Raw genomic sequence first — 21400 nt, forward strand, 5'->3', positions numbered from 1 at the left:
CCCCATGCACAGTACCAGCCGTGTGACGAAATGCCGCCGGGGCGTGACGAGCGGCGCCGGCCGTCGTTTTTTGCCCCTGCCGGCGCTGCTATACTCGGCCCACCATGCAGCCACAGCATAGCAAGATTGTCCGCACCATCGCCCACCACGTCGCCTTCTGGACTGCGCTGTGCGCCGCCGGCGCGCTCGGCGTGTACACCGACCGCGTCCAGCTCGGCCGCGAAGCGATCTATGCCCTTATCTTGCGCGAATGGTGGGTCGGACACATCCCGGTCATGGCCCTCAGCAGCGCGCTCAGCCTGGCGCTGGTGCGGCGCCCCGCCCTGTTCGTCGAACGCCGCACGACGCTGCGCGTGTATGCCGGCATCGTGCTACTGTTCCTGCCGCTCGAATGGTGGTTCCTCGCCTGCGCCGACGTGCTGCTGCGCGGCGAGGTGCTGACCCTGGCCAGCGGCTGGCGCGAATTCACGCAGATGGGCAAGATGACCTGGTTCGGCGAGACCGCCTGGACCACCGGCACCTTCATCGCCATGGTCGCCATCGGCAACCACCGCGAAGCACGTGCCCGCAGCGAAGCCTTCGCCAAGGCCCAGGCGGAAAATTTGAACCTGCACCTGGCCCTCGAACAGCAGCGCATGCTGGCCCTGCGCGCGCAGCTCGAACCGCATTTCATCTTCAATGCCCTGAACGCGATCAGCGCCCTGGTGCGCGCCGGCGACAAGGCGGATGCGCTGGCCGGCATCGGCCGCCTGTCCGATCTGCTGCGCTATGCCTTGTCCGCCACCCAGCGCGAACAGGCGACCATCGACGAAGAACTCGGTTTTATCCGCGACTACCTCGCCCTGCAGCGACTGCGCTACGGCGAACGCCTGCGCATCCGCATCGACGGCGACGACGAGCGGGTGCGGCGCGGAGAATGCCCGCCCTTGCTGCTGCAGCCGCTGATCGAGAACGCGCTGCGCCACGACCTCGATTGCCACGACGGCGCCGGCGACATCCGCCTCTCGTTCGAGCGCAGCGCCGACGAACTCCTGATCCGCGTGATGAACCCGGTCAGCGCCTACAGTTCTCCCAATCCCGGCACCGGCCTCGGTTTGGCGAATACGCGCGCGCGCCTGGCCCTGGCCAACCCGCGCGCCACGCTGCGCACCGAACAGCAGGGTAGCCACTTCCTCGCCGAGATCAGCCTGCCGCTGGCGCTGCGCGACTGACCTATGCAGACTTCACCCATTCACTACGCGATCGTCGACGACGAAGAACCCGGCCGCAACAACCTGCGCCTGGCGATGGAGGCCCATCCCGGCTGGCGGCTCGTGTTCGAGGCCGATAGCGCGGCGCGCGCACGCACGGGGCTGGCGCGCTGCCGCATCGACCTGCTCTTCCTCGACATCCAGATGCCGCGCGAATCGGGCCTGCTGCTGGCGCGCGAACTGGGTCGCCTGGCCGAGCCGCCCTTGGTGGTGTTTGTCACCGCCCACAACACATACGCGATCGACGCCTTCGACGTGCACGCGCTCGACTATCTGCTCAAACCCCTGGACGATGCGCGCCTGGCGCAGGCGGTGGAACGGGCCGCGCTACTGCTGGCCGGACGCCAGCGCGGCGCCTACGGGCGCGCCTTGCAGGCTTATACCGAAGGGCCGGCCTACCTCGCGCAGATCAGCGTGCGCTCGGTCGGACGCATCGACCAGGTGCGGGTGGCCGACATCCTCTGGTGCGAGGCGCAGGGGAACTACGTGGCGCTGCATACGGCGACGGGCTCGCCGCTGCACCGGGTGGCGCTGAGCCGGCTGGAAGAGCACCTGGATCCGGCGCAGTTCCTGCGGGTGCATCGCGGTGCGATCGTGCGCCGTGGGCAGGCGGCGGGCTTGAGTGTGGTGGGAGATGGGAGTTATCTGCTGCGCTTGCGCTGCGGGGTCGAGGTGACCGTCAGCGAGCGGTATGTCGCGACAGTGCGGGAGCTGCTGGGAGCGTGATGGCGCGAATGTTCATCGGTGCCACCGGCGGGCATGCCCGCCCTACGTTACGCCGTAGACCGTAGGGCGGGCATGCCCGCCAATCACCGCATGCGCCAACGCGGCGTCAGCAACATCGCGGGATTACGCCGACCGTAGGGCGGGCATGCCCGCCAATCACCGCGTGCGCCAACGCGGCGTCAGCAACATCGCGGGCTTACGCCGACCGTAGGGCGGGCATGCCCGCCGATCACCGCCTGCGTCAACGCGGCGTCAGCAGCACCACGGATTACGGCGCAACGTTCGCGCGCAGCACCGGATACAAATTCAAACGCTCGTCCCACGACGCATGCCGGCGGGCGAAGAATTCGAGGCGGGCGTGCGGGTTTTTCGCAAACGCCGGGTCGCTCTCGAGGCGGCGCTTGAATTCGGCGGCCACGGCCGGGTCGGCCGCCATCTGTTCGCGCGCGACGTCTTCGGCGACGTACTCTTCCATGTATTCCTTCGGCTCGAAGGCATTGTTGAACAAGCCCCAGGCCAGCAGCGAATCGGGCGCCTGCGGCTCCAGCAGCGCCATCACCAGGCGCGCCTTGGGCTGGGCGATCGGCACGAACAGGGCGCCGCGGCCGACGTCGCGCGCTTCGCTCTTCCAGCTGCCTTCCACCGTCAGGCGCTGGTGCGATTCCAGCGATTTGGTCCCAAACGTCGCCTTGTCGGCGCGGAAGGTCTCGCCGGCGAAACGCGCCAGCGGCTTGTCGAGCTTGCGAAAGCCAATGCCGTGCTGGGTCAGTTTGGCCGCGACCATGGCGGCATGCGCAGCGGGGACGATGTAGCCGGCGCGCGGCGCGGCCACCTGCAGGTCGGCCACGACCTCGTCGCGCAGCGGCACGCGCCAGACCTGCGGTTTGTTTTCGTCGTAGCGCGTCATCAGGATGCCGGAGACGTCGGACGGCGTACGCGTGTATGCGTAGCCGTTGAAATCGACCATGGTCGATTTCTCGGTGGTCTTATAGGTCAGCGCCACCGGCGTGCCGGCCAGGCGCGCGGCGCGGGCATCGGCTGCGGCGGCGGCAAGCTGCCACTGTTTGCCGTGCTGCGCCACCTGCTCCAGCACCGAGATCACGCTGTTGTGGGTGATGCGCACGCGGGTCGGATAGTCCTTCCACGAATGGGTTTCGACCAGCATCGCCATGCGGTTACGCAGCGGGAAGTAGCCGGTCGAGAAGCGTGGGTCGGAGACGCCGTCGACAAACCCCGATTGCGGATCGTCGGTTTTGGCGAACGACATGTAGTAGGACTGCGGCGTCGAGCCCTGTTTCGCGATGTCGGCGATGACGTTGGCGCGCAGCGCCAGGCCGGCCTTGCGGAACTCGGGATCGGCCGAATAGACCGGTTCGACCTGGATCGAGACGTCGTGCTGGAACTTGGCGCCGTCGGTCACGTGCAGGTCGACATAGGTCAGCGGGTCCCAGGCGTTCACCAGGTTCAGCATGGCCTGCATCTCGGGCGCGTCGGCTTTCACGTAGTCGCGGTTCAGGTTGAAATTCTGGGCGGTGGTGCGCCAGCCCATTTCGACCGGACCGCGCTGGTTGGGACGGTTCCACTGCTGGAAGCGCTCGTGGCCGTCGACGTTGAACACCGGGACGAACAGCAGCACCTGCTTGTCGAGGGCGCCTTTTGCCAGGCGATTTTCCAGCACTTCGCGCAGCGCCAGGAAGCCGGCGTCCTTGCCGTCGATCTCGCCGGCGTGGATGCCGCCCTGGATCAGGGTGACGGGAATGCCCTGTTTATTTGCCGCCTGCGGCGTAAAGGCGCCGCTGCGGGTGGCGACCAACGCCAGCATCGGCCGGTCTTCGGGGGTGCGCCCGAATTCGATGCATTTGACTTCCTTCGGATACGCCTTGGCAAACGCTGCGCACAGGTGAATCACTTCGTCGTAGCGGCCGGTGGCCTGGAAGCCGGAGCGCTCCGAGACCGTGGTCAGGTTGGAAGCGGCCGTATTGGCATGGGCGGACAGGGGCGAAGCGGCAAGCAGTGCAAGCAATAATGCAGAACGAATCATCGGTGAAGCTCCGGCAGGTAAAGGGAGGCGGCAAAGCGGAAAATTATAGTCGGGTTTGGCCCCGTGCAGACGAGCGCTTTGCGGCCCAGCCCTTTGTTATGCTCGGCCGTATTGACAAGCGTGAGGGGAATACCGATGACGACCGAATTGACGATCCTGGCCTGGACCCTGGTGCTGGCGCTGGTGCAGATCATGCTGACGGCGCAGCTGCGTACGCAGGAAACCGGCCTGCAGTACAACATGAGCGCGCGCGACGGCGAGGCGCCGCCGCCGCGCCCGATCACGGCGCGCCTTCAGCGGGCGCAAGCGAACCTGTTCGAAACGCTGCCGTTGTTCGCCGCCGCGGTCCTGATCGCGCATGTGGCGAACGAGGAAAGCACGGTGACGCTGTGGGGCTGCTGGCTGTACCTGCTTGCGCGCGTGGTTTATTTACCGCTGTACGCGTTCGGCGTGCCGGTGCTGCGCTCGCTGGTGTGGGGGGTGTCGCTGGTGGGACTGGTGATGGTACTGGCGGCGGTGCTGGTGAATAAAACGTAGGGTGGCCCGGTCCACCCTACGAACGCGGCGTGCTATCGCGCCCTGTTATGAATCGCAATCTGGGACACATGCGGCCGCACCGCGGTGCGCACCGTGATCGCCATCGCCTGCGCCGAGGTACGGTTTTGCGCCGGGCAGACGCCGCTGGCACGGTAGCTCAGCGCTGTCGACAGCAGCGCTTCGTTCGGATCGCCCAGGTCGCGCGTCAGGTCGTCGGCCACGGCGCAAGTGGGCGCGAAGCCGTCGCTGTAGTCGCCGAAACCCTTGGCGTTCACGCCCTTGAACTCGATCGAAAAATAGGTCGTGCCGCAGTTCGGCACCGGGGTGAAGCCGTAGGGCTTGCCGCAGGTCTGGGCGCCGATCACGTCGACCTGGACGTCGATGCCGCGTAGCGCATTGATCACTGCCTCGCTGGCCGAGCAGGTGCCGTCGGTGGTCAAGATGGTGACGCGGTTCAGGCCCAGGGTCGGCAGCGCCGTGCCCTTGGGGACGGTACCCGGGCCGGCGCTGAAGCCGACCGCCGTCGCCGGGAACGCGATGGTGTCGCCCGGGTCCACCGGGGTCTTGTCGTTGTATTGCAGGCGCTCGAACACCCGGCCCGTCGACACCGGGCCGGCAATCATGTAGCCCAGTTCGGCGGCGACGTGCAGCAGGCCGCCGCCGTTGTAGCGCATGTCCAGCACCAGGCCGTTGACGTTCGCGTTTTTCAGGGTTGTAAAAGCGTCGATCAGCTGGCGCTCGGCCACCGCATTGTGGTTCTCGAAGCTGAGGTAGCCGACCTTGCCGCCCGCGGTATCGATCACCTTGGTCCCTTTCACCGACAGCGCCGTCACGTCCTGCGCCGGCATGACGACGGCGACGTTCGCCGCGCCGCGCCGCAGGCTGAAGCTGTGCGATTCGCCCGGGGTGTCGGGGAACAGGGCGTCGTTGATCCGGTTGACCGAGGCGGCGTCGCTGGCGTTGACGAAGTCGACCCCGTCGACCAGGGTCAGCTGGTCGCCGCGGCGCAGGCCGGCGGCGGCGGCCGGCGAACCCGGTTCGACGATGGCGACGTTCCAGGTGCGCGGCGCGGTCGAACCGGCGCTGCTCCAGGTGATGCCATAGCCGAGTTCGATCCCCGAATTGGTGCGTTTGTCCCAATCGGCCGAATCGTAGGTGAAGTGGAACTGGTCCTTGGGCGTGCCCGATGCGGTCACGGCCGGCGTTTTGAGGCGATTGAAATAGTCGATCGGGTTGGTGTAATCGGCCATCCTGATGGTGGCCGGGATTTCGTTGTACCAGAGGTAGTTCTGGTGAGTCCAGGCGCGCAGGAAGGTCAGCTCGTCGCGCAGGGTACCCTGCTTGTCGGGGTAGGCTTTGCCGGTGTACGGATCGATGCCGCTGCGCGGCTTGGCGCACAGGTTCCAGTAGGTATTAAAAGCATCGCCCAGGGTCGCGACGTCCGGTTCGGCCCCGCCGCTGGCCTGCGGTGAACTCGTCATGGTGCCGACGGAACCGCCGCCGCCGCCACCGCAGGCGGCAAGCGTCAGCGCGGCGATCAGGCCGGTGCCGATCAGGCGAAGCGAAGTGGCCAGGCGGCCGTGCTGGAAAGTGGGCGAATTCATAGGAAATAGTTTGGAGGACAAATTTGTCAGGAAAGAGTAAGACAAGCCTGCCGCTTTGAGAAGGCGGTACGTTTGCTACCCCAGCCTTTTTTTGAAATAGCGGTTTTAGTGCCGCGAAACAACAACGCCAGGACCAGCTGGAAGCCGGGCCTGGCGCTAAAGGCAATGTGAAACGACGATCAGGCTGCGTGGTTGAGACCTGCCGGTTGGTCAAAAGCCGACAACAGCTGGGCTTCCTTGGCCTTGGCCGCTTTCAGGTGGCGTTCCTTCACGTGCCCATAACCGCGGATGTCTTCCGGAATGCTGGCGATCGCCACGGCTTGCGCCAGGTTCTCGCTCGACAGCTTCGGCAGCAGCGCAGCGACGGTGTCACGGTACTGGCCGATCAGGGCGCGCTCGGTCTTGCGCTCGGCCGTGTAGCCGAACACGTCGAACGGGGTACCGCGCAAGCCCTTCAGTTTCGCCATCACGCCAAAGGCTTTCAACATCCATGGACCGTATTCCTGCTTGATCGCGCGGCCTTCCTTGTCGTGCTTGGCCAGCAGCGGCGGCGCCAGGTGGTATTTGACGGTGATGTCGCCTTCGAACATGTTGGCGATCTTTTCCTTGAAGGCCGGATCGGTGTGCAGGCGCGCCACTTCGTATTCGTCCTTGTAGGCCATCAGCTTGTAGAAATAACGGGCCACGGCTTCGGTCAGGCGCGTCGATGGTCCGAGTTTTGCCTCTTCGGCGCGCACCTGGTCGACGAAGGCCTTGTATTGGGCCGCGTAGCCGGCGTTCTGGTAAGCCGTCAACAGTTCCATGCGGCGCTTGACCAAGTCATCGAGGGTCTGGGTGCGCTTGAACTCGACCACCTTGGCCGGCGTCGTCAGCTTTTTCACCGCTGCCAGGTCGTGCGCGGCGCTGCGGCCCCAGTTGAAGGCGGCCTTGTTGAATGGCACCGAGACGCCATTCAGTTCGATCGCGCGCATCAGGGACGCTTCGGTGAGTGGCACGCGGCCCTTCTGGAAGGCGTAGCCGAGCATGAACATGTTGGTGGCAATCGCGTCGCCCATCAGCGTGGTCGCGATCTGGCCAGCGTCGACGAAATCGACATTGTCCGTGCCGCAGGCGAGCTGGATGGCGGCGCGCGAGCCTTCGGCCGGGAATTGCCACTCCGGGTTTTTGACGAAGGCCGCGGTGGTGGAGCCGGTGCCGTTGACGGCGGCCCAGGTGCGGCCTTCGCCCATGCGGGAGAGGGCATCGCGGCTGGCGGCGACGATCTGGTCGCAACCGATCACGAGGTCGGCGCTGCCGGTGCCGACGCGGGTCGAGTGCAAATCGGCCTGGTGCTGCGCCAGGCGCACGTGCGACATCACCGGACCGCCCTTCTGCGCCAGGCCGCTCTGGTCGAGCACGATCGCGCCCTTGCCTTCGACGTGGGCGGCGACCGCCAGGATCTGGCCGACGGTGACGACACCGGTGCCGCCGACGCCGGCGACCAGGATGCCGAACGGGCTGTCGATCGCCGGGATCGTTGGTTCGGGCAGCGGTGGCGGCGCCTTATCGGTGGCGACACTCGCCTTTTTCGGCTTTTTGAGGCCGCCGCCTTCCACCGTCACGAACGATGGGCAAAAGCCGGAGACGCACGAGAAATCCTTGTTGCACGAGGACTGGTTGATCTGGCGCTTGCGCCCCAGTTCCGTTTCCAGCGGCTCGACCGACAGGCAATTCGACTGCACCGAGCAATCGCCGCAACCTTCGCAGACGGCCTCGTTGATGACGGCGCGTTTGGCAGGGTCGGGGAATTCGCCTTTTTTGCGGCGCCGGCGTTTTTCCGAGGCACAGGTCTGGTCGTAGATGACGGCGGTCACGCCCGGCAGTTCGCGCAGCGCTTTTTGCACGTCCATCAGCTCGGAACGGTGATGCACGGTGACACCCGGCGCCCAGGCGTAATCGCTCGGGTATTTTTCCGGCTCGTCGGTGACGACCATGATCGGGCCCACGCCTTCGGCCGCGATCTGGCGGCTGATCATGCCCGGGTCGAGCGGACCGTCGACGTTCTGGCCTCCGGTCATGGCGACCGCGTCGTTGTACAGAATCTTGTAGGTGATGTTCACCTTGGCCGCGACCGCGGCGCGGATCGCCAGGATGCCCGAGTGGAAATAGGTACCGTCGCCCAGGTTGACGAACACGTGCTTTTCGCTGGTGAACGGGGCCTGGCCGATCCAGGTCGTGCCCTCAGCGCCCATGTGCGTGAACGTCGACGTTTCGCGGTCCATCCACAGCACCATGTAGTGGCAGCCGATGCCGGCCATGGCGCGCGAGCCTTCCGGCACCTTGGTCGAACTGTTGTGCGGGCAGCCCGAGCAGAAGTACGGGATGCGGTCGGTATCCGGATTGGCCTTGGCTGGAATATTCTTGAGGACCAGCTCTTTCGCTTCGAGGAAGGCGATGCGTTCTTTTACGCGCTCGGCGACAGGGTGGCCGGCGCAGTAGTGCGAGATGCGGCTGGCGATGGCGCGTGCGATCTGCGCCGGGTTCAGCTCATACGTCGCCGGCAGCAGCCAGTCGCCGTGGCCGGTGCGGTTCTTGTTGTGCCACTCGCCGGTGTCGTCGAATTTACCCACCACGCGCGGACGTTCGCCGTCCGGCAGGTTATATAACTCTTCCTTCAGCGCGTATTCCATCACTTGCCGCTTTTCTTCGACCACCAGGATCTCGTCCAGGCCGCGCGCGAACTCGTGCACGCCTTCCGATTCGAGCGGCCAGGTCATGCCGACCTTGTACAGGCGCAGGCCGATGTCGCGCGCCGCCTGTTCGTCGATGCCGAGGTCGGCCAGCGCCTGGCGCGTGTCGACATAGCTTTTGCCGGCGGTGATGATGCCGATCTTCGGTGCCGGGCTGTCCCAGATGATCTTGTTCAGTTTGTTCGCACGCGCATACGCCAGCGCCGCGTACCACTTGAAGTTGCTCATCCGGACTTCCTGGTCGAGCACGGCGTCCGGCCAGCGGATATTCAAGCCGCCTTCCGGCAGCTCGAAGTCAGTCGGGAGTTGAATCTGCACGCGGTCCGGGTCGAGGTCGACCACGGCGCCGGATTCGATGATGTCGGTGACGCACTTCATCGACACCCACAGGCCGGTGTAGCGACTCATGGCCCAGGCATGCAAGCCGAAATCGATGTATTCCTGCACCGACGACGGGTACAGCACCGGGATGCCGCAGTGGGTCAGGATGTGGTCGGACTGGTGCGCGGTCGACGAGGACTTCGCCGCATGGTCGTCGCCGGCCAGCACCAGTACGCCGCCGTGCTTGGCGGAGCCGGCGTTGTTACCGTGTTTGAACACGTCGCCGCAACGGTCGACGCCCGGGCCCTTGCCGTACCACATGGCGAACACGCCGTCGTAGTTCGCATCCTTGTACAGATTCGTCTGCTGGGTGCCCCAGACGGCGGTCGCCGCCAGGTCTTCGTTCATGCCCGGATGGAATTTGACGTGGTGCGCTTCCAGGTGTTTTTTCGCCTTCATCGCGGTCTGGTCGACGGCGGTGACGGGCGAGCCGCGGTAACCGGTGATGTAGCCAGCGGTGTTCAGGCCAGCCTGCAGGTCGCGCTCGCGCTGCAGCATTGGCAGGCGGATCAGCGCTTGCGTGCCGGTCATGAAGGCGCGGCCGCGCTCGAGCGTCCACTTGTCGTCGAGCGTGATCTCGTGCCCTGGCTGGGATGGCTGCAGCTGGGAACGGTCGAGGGGTGCGTTCATTGGTGAGTCTCCGTTATGTTGTGCACGACCGCTGCGAGATTTCTCGCAGCGGTATGCATTTTTCATGGGTGCGGCGCCTTGTTATTGTTGTTGGCGCGGCGACGGAGATGTCTCCTCCGTGATTGGCGACACTATACGCTTGTGGCTCCGGCATTAAATACCAATCAATTCCCCCCAACTCACCAGTTGCGCAATAAAATTGCGGCTCTGGTCAGCACAAGGGAAATTTATGTCAAAGGTAGAATTGGACAAAACGGACCGCAAGATCCTGGAGATTTTGCAGGCCGACGGCCGCCTGTCGAACCAGGATGTGGCCGAGCGCGTGAACCTGTCGCCCTCCCCCTGCCTGCGCCGCATCAAGCGCCTGGAAGAAGCCGGCGTCATTCGCCAATACGTGGCGCTGGTCGACCCGGACAAGATTGGACTGGGGCTCTTGGCGTATGTGAACGTGCGCCTGGAAAAGCACAGCGAAGGGCCGGCCAATTCGCGCGTGCCCGCCACGTCTCCCCGCTTCGAGTTCGCCCAGGCGGTGGCGGCCTGGCCGGAAGTGGTGGCTTGTTATGCGATGACCGGCGAGATGGATTTCCTGCTGCGCGTGCATGTGGAAGACATGGACCATTTCTCGCGCTTCATGATGGCGACTTTATTGCGCCATCCGTCGGTGCTGGATGTGAAGTCGAGTTTTGCGTTGCAGCGGATTAAGGAGACGACGGCGTTGCCGATTGGGGAGTCGGGGCGGTAATTATTATTATTTGATTGCCGGACTGATCCTACCGCAATAGACGCGCTGACCCGTAAGGTGGGCGGCTTTGCCGCCCACGCGTCGATTGTTGGCAGCAAGATCATCGAGCCCGGCATTAGAACCGATAACTATCACCGCGTGGGCGGGAAACCCGCCCACCCTACGGGTCTATTCTTTCTTTCTTGGTAAAAACCATTTAACTGCCGCACGGGCGTTGGCTTTGACGGTGTAATCGATCACCGCGAACTGCTCTTCCAGCGCCTCGCGCATCACGCTGCCCGGACTCGGCGGCGGCAGGTGCAGATAGGCATCGGCTTCGCCGTACTCGCGCTTGATCTCCATGCCCGCCTTTTTGGCGATGTGCATCATCGTGCGGTTGCTCGACAAGCACTGCATGTAGAGGGTGTCGATGTCGTTGTTGCGGCAGTGGATCGCCGCACGTTCGAACAGGCGCGAACCGACGCCCTGCCCGCGCGCCGATGTCGAGACCGACACGCCGAATTCCGCCACCCGTTGCTTGGCCGTGGTGCCGGCGCGGCCCGGTTCCGGCGGCGCAAAGGCGAGGTGGCCGACGCCGACTAGTTGAAAACCGCGGCTGACGACGCCGAACACGATGTCTCGCTTGAAATCGATCTTGTCGACGTAGGCGTGGATTTGCGGGTCCGGCAGCACGGTGCCGAAGCGCAGCAGGCGGTCGGCGGCGTCGAGCGCCAGAAAATGCTTCAGCATGCGGCGGCGGTCGCGTCTGCTTAAGGCCTTGACCAGCACCGACGGCCGCGCGCTGGTGCCGGCCAGGCTGGCAAACCAGTTGCTTATCGAATTGTCAGGCATGGAATCGGTCCGTTTTTTGTGCGCTGCACCATGCCGTCATTGTAGCGTCAATGCCCGCCTGACGTTGCGCAGTTCAGGACACGCCAGGCGCGCTGTCTCCCGCCCAGTGCGCGTTCGGGCTGATGATGAACGTGCCCTTGCCGGCCTGCTTGGCGGCGTACATCGCCTTGTCGGCATCCGCCAGCAAGGCGGCGGCGCCCCACTCGGCGCCGGCGCGGCCGCGTGCGCTGGCGATGCCGATGCTGGCCGAGATCGACACCGGGTTGCCGTCGGCCTCGACGATGCCTTCGATCTGGTCGAGCACCAGGCGGGCGATGCGCAGCGCGCCGTCGGGCGAACCGACGCCCTCGAGCATGACGACGAATTCGTCGCCGCCCAGGCGCGCCAGGATGTCTTCGGCGCGCAGCACTTTTTGCACGCGGCGCGCCACCAGTTGCAGCACCAGGTCGCCGGTGGCGTGGCCCCAGGTGTCGTTCACCCCTTTAAAACCGTCGAGGTCGATGAACATGGCCACTACCACGCTGTCGCGCCGCGCCGCGCGCACCAGCGCCAGCTCCAGCAGGCGCGTCAGCTGGCCGTAGTTGACCAGGCCGGTCAGGCTGTCGTGCTGGGCCAGGCGCGCCAGCTTGGTCGACTGCGCCTCCAGCTCGGCGGTGCGTTCGGCGACGCGGTGTTCCAGGGTGTCGTTGGCGGCACTCAGACGGCGGTTGACGTCGTTGATGATGCGGTAACTGCGGCGCAGGCGCCAGCCGGCGTAGGCCAGTAACGCCAGCAGCAGGATCGAATAGCCGAACAGGAAGCCGCGGTAGCGCTGGCGTTCGAGCACTTCGGCCTGGAACGAACGGTCGAGTTCGCGTCCCAGGCGCGCCATCGCTTCGCCGGTGTCGAGCGCGGCGATGCGCGCTTCGATGTCGTTTTCGCGCGGGCGGTTGGCGAGGATGGTGCGGGTATCGCGCGCCAGGGCCTCGATCTGCTCGTTCACGGCCAGCGAAAAACGGTCTTTCTGGGCTTCGATCTGGGCCAGGTTGCCCGCGATGCGGGCGGCCAACGCAGGATTCGGGGCCAGGTTGTAGCGCAGCGTATCGGCCAGTAAATCGTTGAGTTGCGCGTCGAGCCGCACCACGACCCGGCCCGGCGCCAGTGCGCCTTCGATGCCGCCGAGTTCCGTTTTGAGGTCGGCCAGCGCCGGCGGCAGCGACAGCAGCGCCGCGCGCAATGGCGGATTCAGGGTGCGGAATTGCGCCACGAGTTCGGTCTTGGTGCGCAGCGAGGCCAGCAGCGCTTCATGCGCATGGCGCGCACCGTTGCCGCGTGCCATCGGCAGCGCCTCGGCCAGGCGCGCGCTCAATTCGTCGATCTGCGGCAGCGGCGCGGCCAGGCGCGCATCGGCGACGTTGCTGCCGATATGGGCGCGCAGCAGGTTGGTGTCCCATTCGGCGTCGACCTGCTGCAGTTCGTGCAGGTCGAACATCACGCGGTTCTGGGTATCGACGTCGACCCCGGTGGTGCGCGTGTACAGAAAGGCGAGCAAGGCGACCAGGGCCAGCGCGGCGAGCGTGCCGTAGCACAGGCGCTGGCGCGGTCCCATCGCCTCGAGACGGTGCATCAGCACCGCGAAAACCCTGTCCGTCTGCTGTAACAATCTGCTCATGCTATGAGCATAGCAAAACTGCCTTCGTCACACCGACTATGTACGTCTTGTAACAATTATGGCTGTGTTGGCATGCTCAGGGCCACAGCCTGGCGAAGATCCAGCCGTTCATGGCGGCGTTGAAGGCGGCGTGGGCCAGGATCGCCGCCAGGATCGCATCGCTGCCGCGGCGCAGCCAGGCGAACAGCAGCGCGAGCAGGAACATCTGCCCTACCCACAAGGCGCCGGACACGGGCAGCAACTGGAATCCGGCCGCGCCCAGCAGGATGCCATGGTGGCACAGGTGCACCAGCGCGAACAGGCTTGCCTCCATGACGGTCGCGCGGGTACGGCCGTGGCGGTCTTCCAGCACCTTTTGCAGGAAGCCGCGAAAGAAGATCTCTTCGCCGATCGGGCTGAACAGGCAGGCGACGATGGTGAACGTCAGGTGCAGGCGCAGCAAGCTCCAGCCGGCGCTCGGCTGCAGCTGGTAGTTGCGGGCGACGCTGACGAACCAGTTATCGGCACTGGCGCCATACAGGGTGACCCCGAGCAGGTAGCAGGCGCTCGCGGCCAGCACGCCCAGCAGCAAGGCGAGCGGCAGCCAGGCGGCGTGGCGCGGCTTTTTCAGGCCGATCTGGCGCCGCCCTTCGCGGTCCAGCACCAGCCAGGGCAAGGCGGCCATGGCGATGCAGACCAGCGCGAACAGGCCGCGCCAGCTGGCCGGGCCGAACATCGCTGCGGCGCGCCCGGCGGACGAGGCCAGCACGAAGGCCAGCGTCAGGCCGGCGATGCCGACGGGGAGCGCCTGCCAGGAGGGTTTGACGTCGATCCGGTGCATGGGGTCTGCCGAGTTAGGGATGCTCGACTATAGGAGGACGGGATGGTGTTGTCCAGTTGTCATGCATGGGCGGTAGCCGGGATCATCGCCGCGTCGGTGCAGGAGGTGGAACGCGGGCATGCCCGCCGATGATTATCCCGGGTAAAGGACGAAGGGGTGGTGGCGTTCAGTTTTCATGCATGGGGTGGTGGCCGGGACCACTTTTGCGTCGATGCAGAGGGGGGAACGCGGGCATGCCCGCCCTACGTTACGCCACTGTTCCATGAACTTGCTACCGGTGGTGGTGCACCGTAGGGCGGGCATGCCCGCGCGTTCGTGCCGATGATTATCCCGGGTGCTGGCCTTCGGCATACGCCTGCGCGCCCTCTGCGCTGTACACCCACTGCGACACGGCCGTCACCCGCGCGCGGTGCACCGCTTCGGGGATCTGCGCCTTGTTGTCGCCGCAACTGGCCGCGACTTCGCCGGCATTCACGGCGCGCGCTACCGCCAGCGCCCGCTCGAGATACGGGCGCTGCGGATAGGGGCGCGTGCGCATGGGATGCGTCGGGTCGCCGCGGCCGCGCGCGTCGCATTCGGCGGCCAGCAGCATGTCATTGAAGCGCTCCGGCTTGCGGAAGGCGTCGCAGCGCTCGAACAGGGTGACCATGGTGTTCGCGCGCAGCTCAAAGGCGCGCGCGACGTTGCCGTGCTCGCGCGCGGTGATCAGCGCCAGGTCGCGGCAATCGTTAGGCACCTTCAAACGCTGACAGAGGGCGGCAATGAGTTTGGTGCCCATGCCTTCGTGGCCGTGGTGCGATGGCCATTTGTCGGCCGGGGTGACGCCCTTGCCGAGGTCGTGCATGAGGGCGGCGAAGCGCACCGCCAGCGTGTGGCGCCCCTCGGCGGCGACGTCGATCACCAGCATCATGTGGACACCGGTGTCCACTTCCGGATGATGTTTAGGCGGCTGCGGCACGCCCCATAAAGCATCGAGCTCGGGCATGATGCGCGCCAGCGCCCCGCAGTCGCGCAGCACCGCCAGCATGCGCGACGGGTGGTTTTCCATCAGCCCGCGCGCCAGCTCCTGCCAGACGCGCTCGGGCACCAGGGCATCGACCTCGCCTGCTTCCACCATGGTTTGCATCAGCGCCAGCGTCTCGGGCGCCACCGTGAATTCCGGGAAGCGCGCGGCGAAACGCGCCAGGCGCAGGATGCGTACCGGGTCTTCGGCAAACGCCGGCGACACGTGGCGGAACACGCGTGCGTCCAGGTCGCTGCGGCCGCCATAGGGGTCGACGATGACGCCATCCTCGCCCTGCGCCATGGCGTTGATGGTCAAATCGCGCCGGACCAGATCGTCTTCCAGCGTGACCTCGGGCGCGGTGTGGAACACGAAGCCGTGGTAGCCGGGCGCGGTTTTGCGTTCGGTGCGCGCCAGCGCGTACTCTTCCTGGGTGTCGGGGTGCAGGAACACCGGGAAATCCTTGCCGACCGGGCGAAATCCCGCTGCCAGCATGGCCTCCGGGGTGGCGCCGACGACGACATGGTCGCGGTCCTGGACCGGCAAGCCGAGCAGCGCGTCGCGCACGGCGCCGCCGACAACGTAGATCTGCATCGTCATGCGCGCGGCAGGTCGGCGTCGTGCAGCGGGGTCAGGTCGGTTTCGCGCATCGCTTCGGCGACCCAGCGCGCCACCGCCGGATGCGCCAGCATGCGCTCGCAATAGCCCTGCAGCGCCGGCGCCAGCGCCACGCCATAGGTTTTAAAGCGCATCACCACCGGCGCATAAAAGGCGTCGGCGATGGAAAAGTCGCCGAACAGGAAGCCGTGGTGGCCGAAGCGCGATAAACACTCTTCCCAGATTTCGCAGATGCGGCCGATGTCGGCCTGGGCGCCGGCCGTGCGCCCGCGTCCCGGCAAGCGGGCCTGGATGTTCATCGACATGTCGTTGCGCAGCGACGCAAAGCCAGAATGCATCTCGGCGGTGATCGAGCGCGCCATGGCGCGCGCGGCCACGTCCTGCGGCCATAGGTGTTTATCCGGGAACTGTTCGGCCAGGTATTCGCAGATGGCGAGGCTGTCCCAGATCGTCATCTCGCCTGCCAGCAGCACCGGCACGCGGCCGGCGTGCGAATAGGCGGCGATTTTCGCGGCGGTGTCGGGCTGGTCGAGCAGCAGGCGCACTTCGGTGAACGGGATGTTGAACGCGACTGCCGCCACCCAGGGCCGCATCGACCACGACGAGATGTTCTTGTTGCCGATGACAAGCGTCAGGCCGGGCTTGCGCGCATTGTCGAGCGTGTTCGAGAGGGTCGGGTCGAGTTCGATGGTCTGCATGGCGTTCCTGATTGGGTGGTGGCGAAATTAGCGCCCGGCGCGGGTGCGCAGGCGGTCGAGCGGCTCGCCGGACGCCAGGTAGTGCGGCGCGACCGCTTCGAGCGGGGTGAGCTTGATTCCCAGCGAAGCCGCTGTCAAGTCCCCCATGCCCGGCGCGAGCACGTTATCGACCTTCATCGAGTCGAGGTTGTCGCGCGTGAGGAGCGGCTCGCCCGGCAACAGCTCGAAGAAGCGCGCCTGCAGCCGCGCCATCGTTGCCGGCAGCTCGATCACCGGCCGTTCGCAGCCGGCATAGCGTCCGGCCAGGCGCACCAGCTCGGCCAGCGTGTAGATACCGGGACCGCCCAGCTGGTAGACCTGGTGCGCGGCGTGCGGATCGCGCAGCGCGTGCAGCCAGGCGGTGGCGACGTCGCCCACGTACACCGGTTGGAAGGTGGCCGCGGCGCCCGCCAGCGGCACCACCGGCAGGCGCCGCTGCAGTTTCGCGAACATGGTCAGAAAATGGTCGCCCGGACCGAACACGACCGACGGCCGGAAAATGGTCGCCGCCACTTCGGGGTGGCTGCGCGCGGCCAGCTCGCCATCGGCTTTCGAGCGGCTGTACATCGACGGCCCGTTGACGTTCGCGCCGAGCGCGCTCATGTGCAGGTAGCGCGGCACGCCGCTCGCGCGGCAGGCGTCGACGATGCGCTGCGGCAGTTCGACGTGGGCACGCCGGAATTCGGGACCATAAGGCTGGGCGCGGCTGCCGTGCAGGATACCGACCAGGTTCAAGGCCGCCGTGCGCCCTGCCAACAGGCGGCGCAGCGTCGCGTCGTCGTGGATGTCCGCCTCCACCACGTCGACGCCGGGCAAGGTGGTCAAGTGGCGCACGCGCGCCGCATGGCGCACCGGCACCAGGGCCGGGATGCCTTCTTGCGCCAGCAATGCCAGCAAGTGACTGCCGATGAAACCGGAACCGCCGAATACCACCACGTTCGGATCGCGCATGGGGCTCTCCTTTTACCTTACGGAACGCGTCGGGAGCCCTATCACGGCAGGCCGGCGCCGCCGGTACGCGGCGTGATGGTTCCCAATCTCGCCTTGAGCGACTGCGGGCGCTTCTCGAACAGGGCCGCGTAGTTGGTAGCGTTCGACATCACATTGCGTACATAGGTTCGCGTCTCGGAGAAGGGAATCGTCTCCACGAAGATCGCGCCTTCCATCGGCGTCTCGAGCGTTCCACGCCAGGTGCGCGAGCGGGCCGGACCGGCGTTGTAGGCGGCAGTAGCCAGCACCTGCGAGCCGTCGTTATTTTCGAGCACCATGTTCATGTAGTTGGCGCCGAGGGTGATGTTGGTGCGCAGGTCGCTCAGCATGCTGTGCACGAAGTCGGTCAGGCCGATCTTGGCCGCCACCCACTTGCCGGTGGCCGGCATCACCTGCATCAGGCCGGAGGCGCCGACCCCGGAGCGGGCATCGGTAATGAACCGCGATTCCTGGCGGATCAGGCCATATACCCAGGCCGTGTCGAGCGAGAGGTTTTTCGCGGTCGGCTGCAGGATGTCATTGTGCGGCGCCGGGAAGCGCTGGTTGAAATCGAGTTCGGTACGGGTGCGCAGCGAGGTTTCGACCATGCGGTCGAGCAGCTCGTTGCGGCGCGCATACTCGGCCGCGGCCAGCAGCTGGCGTTCGCTCATCCCCCGCGTGGCCCAGTTCCATTCGCGGTTGCCCTCGGCGCGCAGGCGCAGTTCATAGAATTTCATGGCCTGGCGCAGCGCCGGCAGTTGCGCCACCTGGTTCACTTCGTCCGGCGTCACCGGCAGCGCGGTGGGGGGCGTCGCGATCTGCTGGCCCAGTTCTTCCAGCGCCAGCTGGCCGTAAAAATTGTTCGGGGTGGCGATGCGGCGATACAGGGCATCGGCATCCTCGCGCCGTCCCTGCTGCGCATAGGACCGGCCGAGCCAATAAACCCAGCCCGATTCGTCGCGCAGCGGCGCGGGCATGGCGTCGATGGTAGCGGAAACCTGGCGCCAGTCGCCGCGGCGCAGGGCCATGCGCGCTTTCCATTCGCGCTGAAAATTGGTCAGCGGCGCGCCTTCGGCTCGGCGCCAGTATTCGGATGCTTCCGGCGCCAGCACGATCGAGGCGGCCAGCGCCACGTTGGCCCAGCCGATCGCGCGTTCGTCCGGCGTCAGCTTGCTGCTGTTCTTGTCGAGCGCGATGGTCGCCAGTTTCAGGCTGGTGCGCGCCATGCGGCCGAGGGCAACCAAATAAATTTCGCGTTCGGCGCGGGTGGTGCCGATGCCGCGCGCCATGGCGACCGCCGGCACGTCGACGGCCTGCGCCGCGCGCGTGTCGGAAGCACCCAGCAGCAGCGCGATGCGGCGCGAGGGGCCGGTGGCGGCCATTTCGCCGGCCAGGCGCAGTTGCGCCAGCAATTCTTCCTGGCTCAATTGACCGGTTTGCGCCAGCTGCGCCATCAGCGCCGCGCAGCCTTCGCCGTAGGCGGGAGGATTGACGAGTAAAGTGCGCGCCTCGTCGACCACGCGTTCGCCGTGGGCGGCGCGCGCCAGCAGCGCATAGCAGCGCACTTGCAGGTCGTCGCTGCGCGCCGCCCCAGCCAGTTCGCGGTCAAAATTGTTCCAGTCACGCACGCGCCCGAGTTCGAGCAGCCAGTCGGTGCGCAGGCGCTCGGCGACGGCTGTGCCCTGGTGGCGCTGCAGCACGGTGCGGATTTCGTCGGCGCCGGCGTCGCGCAGGCGCGGTTTGAGACGATAATAGTCGACATACGGCGCCAGCACGTAGTTCGGCAGGCGCGAAGCCAATGCGGTGGCGCGCGCGCTGTCGTTCTGGCGCGCCGCTTCGCGCAGCAGCAGGAAAGTCTCGTCCTCGGCGCGCGCGGTGTCGGTGGCGGGAGCGGCCCCGGGGGCTGCGGGAACGGTAGTGGCGCCCGGTACTGGCGCTACCGTGGGGGCAGGCGCCTCGGCCTGCGGCTCGGCGAACACTGAGGCACTGGCTGCGGCAAGGACGGCGCCGGCTAAGAAATTCTTCGGAAGCAAAAACACGAATGACAACCCTTCATCGAACCATGACCGGCACATCAAGAATACCATGCGCATCCGTTGCGCGACCAGAACCAGAGGCTAGCGTAACGGAGCTCCAGGGTGGCGCCCGCTACGCCGCAGGCACCCTTGTTGCGAGTGTGGCGCAGGCCCCGGCGACGGATCATGACGGCGCGCCGCTGCACGCACACGAAGATGCGCGGAAACAACAAACAGTAGCGGCAAGCGTGGCTGCAGACACTGTTGCCGGCGCTGCCGTCCTGGATGCCAAAGCGGCCAAGGCGGCCAAGGCGGCGCTGCGGCGCCATCTAAAGGCCACGCGCGCCAGCCTGGACGGTCCCGGCAAGCGCGCGCACGACCAGCGCATCGGCGCACAAGTGCTAGCCTGGTGGCGCCGCACCCGCCCGCCCCTGCTGGCGGTGTACTGGCCGCTGAGCGGCGAGCCGGACTTGCACGACACCTACCTCCAACTGGCGCAGGAAGGTGCCGTACTGGCCTTGCCGGTCGTAGTGCAGCGCCACGCGGCGCTCGCCTTTGCCGCCTGGACGCCGGGCGAGCCGATGGCGCTCGATCCGATGGGTATCGCGGTGCCGGCCGAACTGCGCACGGTGGCACGGCCACCGGCACTGCTGGTGCCCTGCCTCGGTTTCAACGAGCACGGTTACAGGCTCGGCTATGGCGGCGGTTTTTATGACCGCACCCTGGCCGCGCCACCACGGCCGTTCACGCTGGGCATCGCCTATGCATGCCAGCAGGCGCTGTTCGCGGGCGACAGCCACGACGTGCCGCTCGATATCGTCGTGACCGAAGCGACGGACGTGCAATAACGGCCGCGCCGATATAAAAAAATCCCGGCAATGCCTGCGCGTGCCGGGATCGTTGGCGGCCGCTGCCGCCCGCTTACACCAGGCGCTGCCAGATGGCGGTGGTCGCCACCGCCTGGTTCATACTGTAGAAGTGCAAGCCCGGGGCGCCGCCCGCCAGCAAGCGTTCGCACAGGCCAGTCACCACATCCAGACCGAACGCCTTGATCGAGGCGCTGTCGTCGCCGAAGCTGGCCAGTTTCAGGCGCACCCAACGCGGGATTTCGGCGCCGCACATATCCGAAAAACGCATCAGTTGCGTGTAGTTCGTGATCGGCATGATACCGGCCACGACCGGCACATCGATGCCCAGTTTTTGTGCATTGTCGACGAATTGAAAGTAAGCGTCGGCATTGTAGAAATACTGGGTGATCGCGGCATTCGCCCCGGCCTTGACCTTGCGCTCGAAGTTGAGCAGGTCGTCCTGCGGCGAGCGCGCCTGCGGGTGCACTTCCGGATAGGCTGCGACTTCGATATGGAACCAGTCGCCGGTTTCGGCGCGGATGAACTCGACGAGCTCATTGGCGTAACGCAGCTCGCCGGCGCCACCATATCCGCTGGGTAAATCGCCGCGCAGCGCCACCAGGCGGCGGATGCCCTGGGCCTGGAATTGCTGGAGGATGGCGCGGATCGAGTCGCGGGTGGCGCCGATGCACGACAGGTGGGGCGCGGCCAGGTGGCCGTCGGCCATGATGTCGAGCACGGTGTCAAGCGTACCCTGCTGGGTGGTGCCGCCGGCGCCGAAGGTGACCGAAAAATACTTCGGGTTCAGTTCGGCCAGTTTGCGGCGCGTGACGCGCAGCTTGTCCGCGCCCTCGGGCGTCTTGGGCGGGAAAAACTCGATGCTGAAATTATGCGTTTCCATCGTTTTTGAGGAGCAAGGTCGAAAGCGCCCACGAAATCACGCTGTACAAGATGGCTGCCAGGAAAGCCGACCAGAACCCCGCCACCGCGAACCCGTCGACCCAGTGCGATACCAGCCAGAACAGGACGGCGTTGATCACCAGGATGAACAGCCCCATCGACAGCAGCGTGACAGGCAAGGTCAGCAACACCAGCACGGGCCGGATCAGCGTGTTGACCAGGCCCAGCACGAGGGCGGCGATCAGGGCGGTGCCGACATTGCTGACGGACACGGAATTCATGAGGTAAGGCAATGCCATCAAGGCGGCGGCATTGATCAGCCAAGTCAGAAGCAGGCGCATGTTCAGCTTTCGTGGTGCGTTTTCTTG

Annotated in this window: 17 protein-coding genes; 5 read left to right on the top strand and 12 right to left on the bottom strand. The window is 66.0% G+C overall.

The features are described from left to right. The first annotated feature begins 104 nt into the window (after positions 1–104). Entirely contained in the window at positions 105–1211 is a 1107-nt protein-coding gene (locus IFT60_RS20560) for a sensor histidine kinase (protein WP_192055127.1), read from the top strand. A gap of 3 nt (positions 1212–1214) precedes the next feature. Then, positions 1215–1976: a LytR/AlgR family response regulator transcription factor gene (locus tag IFT60_RS20565; RefSeq protein WP_192055130.1), complete on the top strand. Its 762-nt coding sequence runs from the start codon at positions 1215–1217 to the stop codon at positions 1974–1976. 268 nt (positions 1977–2244) lie between these two features. On the opposite strand, the gene IFT60_RS20570 is transcribed toward IFT60_RS20565, so the two are convergent. Further along, entirely contained in the window at positions 2245–4017 is a 1773-nt protein-coding gene (locus tag IFT60_RS20570; protein ID WP_192055132.1) for a M14 family metallopeptidase, read from the bottom strand. Positions 4018–4152: 135 nt separating this feature from the next. Between IFT60_RS20570 and IFT60_RS20575 the strand changes: the two genes are divergently transcribed. After that, entirely contained in the window at positions 4153–4554 is a 402-nt protein-coding gene (locus tag IFT60_RS20575; RefSeq protein WP_192055134.1) for an MAPEG family protein, read from the top strand. Positions 4555–4586: 32 nt separating this feature from the next. On the opposite strand, the gene IFT60_RS20580 is transcribed toward IFT60_RS20575, so the two are convergent. Next, complete coding sequence (locus IFT60_RS20580; RefSeq protein ID WP_192055136.1) at positions 4587–6158, bottom strand: S41 family peptidase; 1572 nt, start codon at positions 6156–6158, stop codon at positions 4587–4589. A gap of 179 nt (positions 6159–6337) precedes the next feature. Next, on the bottom strand, positions 6338–9898 hold the full coding sequence (locus tag IFT60_RS20585) for an indolepyruvate ferredoxin oxidoreductase family protein (protein WP_192055138.1): 3561 nt from the start codon (positions 9896–9898) through the stop codon (positions 6338–6340). Positions 9899–10127: 229 nt separating this feature from the next. Between IFT60_RS20585 and IFT60_RS20590 the strand changes: the two genes are divergently transcribed. Further along, positions 10128–10640 (top strand): Lrp/AsnC family transcriptional regulator, encoded by a 513-nt coding sequence (locus IFT60_RS20590; RefSeq protein WP_192055140.1) that lies wholly within the window; start codon positions 10128–10130, stop codon positions 10638–10640. Positions 10641–10808: 168 nt separating this feature from the next. Here the strand turns inward: IFT60_RS20590 and IFT60_RS20595 are convergent, their stop codons facing one another. From IFT60_RS20595 to IFT60_RS20625, 7 genes are all read right to left on the bottom strand, one after another. Continuing rightward, positions 10809–11471, bottom strand: a complete 663-nt coding sequence (locus IFT60_RS20595) for a GNAT family N-acetyltransferase (RefSeq protein WP_192055142.1) — start codon at positions 11469–11471, stop codon at positions 10809–10811. Positions 11472–11544: 73 nt separating this feature from the next. Then, positions 11545–13122 carry a DAHL domain-containing protein gene (locus IFT60_RS20600; RefSeq protein WP_192055151.1) on the bottom strand — a complete coding sequence of 526 codons (1578 nt, stop codon included), beginning with the start codon at positions 13120–13122 and terminating at the stop codon, positions 11545–11547. A gap of 76 nt (positions 13123–13198) precedes the next feature. Then, complete coding sequence (locus tag IFT60_RS20605) at positions 13199–13942, bottom strand: CPBP family intramembrane glutamic endopeptidase (RefSeq protein ID WP_192055154.1); 744 nt, start codon at positions 13940–13942, stop codon at positions 13199–13201. A 325-nt stretch (positions 13943–14267) separates the two neighbouring features. Then, positions 14268–15539, bottom strand: coding sequence for a multifunctional CCA addition/repair protein (locus tag IFT60_RS20610; protein WP_192055265.1), 1272 nt, complete (start codon positions 15537–15539; stop codon positions 14268–14270). Positions 15540–15541: 2 nt separating this feature from the next. After that, positions 15542–16261 carry a glutathione S-transferase family protein gene (locus IFT60_RS20615; protein WP_192055156.1) on the bottom strand — a complete coding sequence of 240 codons (720 nt, stop codon included), beginning with the start codon at positions 16259–16261 and terminating at the stop codon, positions 15542–15544. Between the two features lie 27 nt (positions 16262–16288). Next, entirely contained in the window at positions 16289–17251 is a 963-nt protein-coding gene (locus tag IFT60_RS20620) for a complex I NDUFA9 subunit family protein (RefSeq protein WP_192055158.1), read from the bottom strand. A 41-nt stretch (positions 17252–17292) separates the two neighbouring features. Next, positions 17293–19344: a lytic transglycosylase domain-containing protein gene (locus IFT60_RS20625; protein WP_192055267.1), complete on the bottom strand. Its 2052-nt coding sequence runs from the start codon at positions 19342–19344 to the stop codon at positions 17293–17295. A gap of 188 nt (positions 19345–19532) precedes the next feature. On the opposite strand from IFT60_RS20625, the gene IFT60_RS26665 reads away from it, so the two are divergent. Further along, a complete protein-coding gene (locus IFT60_RS26665) occupies positions 19533–20132 on the top strand; it encodes a 5-formyltetrahydrofolate cyclo-ligase (RefSeq protein ID WP_374001233.1) in 600 nt (199 codons plus the stop codon). A gap of 73 nt (positions 20133–20205) precedes the next feature. Here IFT60_RS26665 and metF read toward each other — a convergent pair whose 3' ends face one another. Continuing rightward, the gene (gene metF / locus IFT60_RS20635; RefSeq protein WP_192055162.1) at positions 20206–21033 is read right to left on the bottom strand and encodes a methylenetetrahydrofolate reductase [NAD(P)H]; all 828 of its coding nucleotides are present in this window, start codon (positions 21031–21033) and stop codon (positions 20206–20208) included. Then, complete coding sequence (locus IFT60_RS20640; protein WP_192055165.1) at positions 21020–21373, bottom strand: phage holin family protein; 354 nt, start codon at positions 21371–21373, stop codon at positions 21020–21022. Before IFT60_RS20640 ends, metF begins: the two co-directional genes overlap by 14 nt. Positions 21374–21400: the final 27 nt, after the last annotated feature.

This window comes from Massilia sp. CFBP 13721 (assembly GCF_014842025.1).
Classification (GTDB): domain Bacteria; phylum Pseudomonadota; class Gammaproteobacteria; order Burkholderiales; family Burkholderiaceae_D; genus Telluria.

Bases quoted from the DNA above. Each gene is read 5' to 3' on its own strand.
- IFT60_RS20560 (WP_192055127.1), top strand. From the start codon at position 105: ATGCAGCCACAGCATAGCAAGATTGTCCGCACCATCGCCCACCACGTC.
- IFT60_RS20565 (WP_192055130.1), top strand. From the start codon at position 1,215: ATGCAGACTTCACCCATTCACTACGCGATCGTCGACGACGAAGAACCC.
- IFT60_RS20570 (WP_192055132.1), bottom strand. From the start codon at position 4,017: ATGATTCGTTCTGCATTATTGCTTGCACTGCTTGCCGCTTCGCCCCTG.
- IFT60_RS20575 (WP_192055134.1), top strand. From the start codon at position 4,153: ATGACGACCGAATTGACGATCCTGGCCTGGACCCTGGTGCTGGCGCTG.
- IFT60_RS20580 (WP_192055136.1), bottom strand. From the start codon at position 6,158: ATGAATTCGCCCACTTTCCAGCACGGCCGCCTGGCCACTTCGCTTCGC.
- IFT60_RS20585 (WP_192055138.1), bottom strand. From the start codon at position 9,898: ATGAACGCACCCCTCGACCGTTCCCAGCTGCAGCCATCCCAGCCAGGG.
- IFT60_RS20590 (WP_192055140.1), top strand. From the start codon at position 10,128: ATGTCAAAGGTAGAATTGGACAAAACGGACCGCAAGATCCTGGAGATT.
- IFT60_RS20595 (WP_192055142.1), bottom strand. From the start codon at position 11,471: ATGCCTGACAATTCGATAAGCAACTGGTTTGCCAGCCTGGCCGGCACC.
- IFT60_RS20600 (WP_192055151.1), bottom strand. From the start codon at position 13,122: ATGAGCAGATTGTTACAGCAGACGGACAGGGTTTTCGCGGTGCTGATG.
- IFT60_RS20605 (WP_192055154.1), bottom strand. From the start codon at position 13,942: ATGCACCGGATCGACGTCAAACCCTCCTGGCAGGCGCTCCCCGTCGGC.
- IFT60_RS20610 (WP_192055265.1), bottom strand. From the start codon at position 15,539: ATGCAGATCTACGTTGTCGGCGGCGCCGTGCGCGACGCGCTGCTCGGC.
- IFT60_RS20615 (WP_192055156.1), bottom strand. From the start codon at position 16,261: ATGCAGACCATCGAACTCGACCCGACCCTCTCGAACACGCTCGACAAT.
- IFT60_RS20620 (WP_192055158.1), bottom strand. From the start codon at position 17,251: ATGCGCGATCCGAACGTGGTGGTATTCGGCGGTTCCGGTTTCATCGGC.
- IFT60_RS20625 (WP_192055267.1), bottom strand. From the start codon at position 19,344: ATGTGCCGGTCATGGTTCGATGAAGGGTTGTCATTCGTGTTTTTGCTT.
- metF (WP_192055162.1), bottom strand. From the start codon at position 21,033: ATGGAAACGCATAATTTCAGCATCGAGTTTTTCCCGCCCAAGACGCCC.
- IFT60_RS20640 (WP_192055165.1), bottom strand. From the start codon at position 21,373: ATGCGCCTGCTTCTGACTTGGCTGATCAATGCCGCCGCCTTGATGGCA.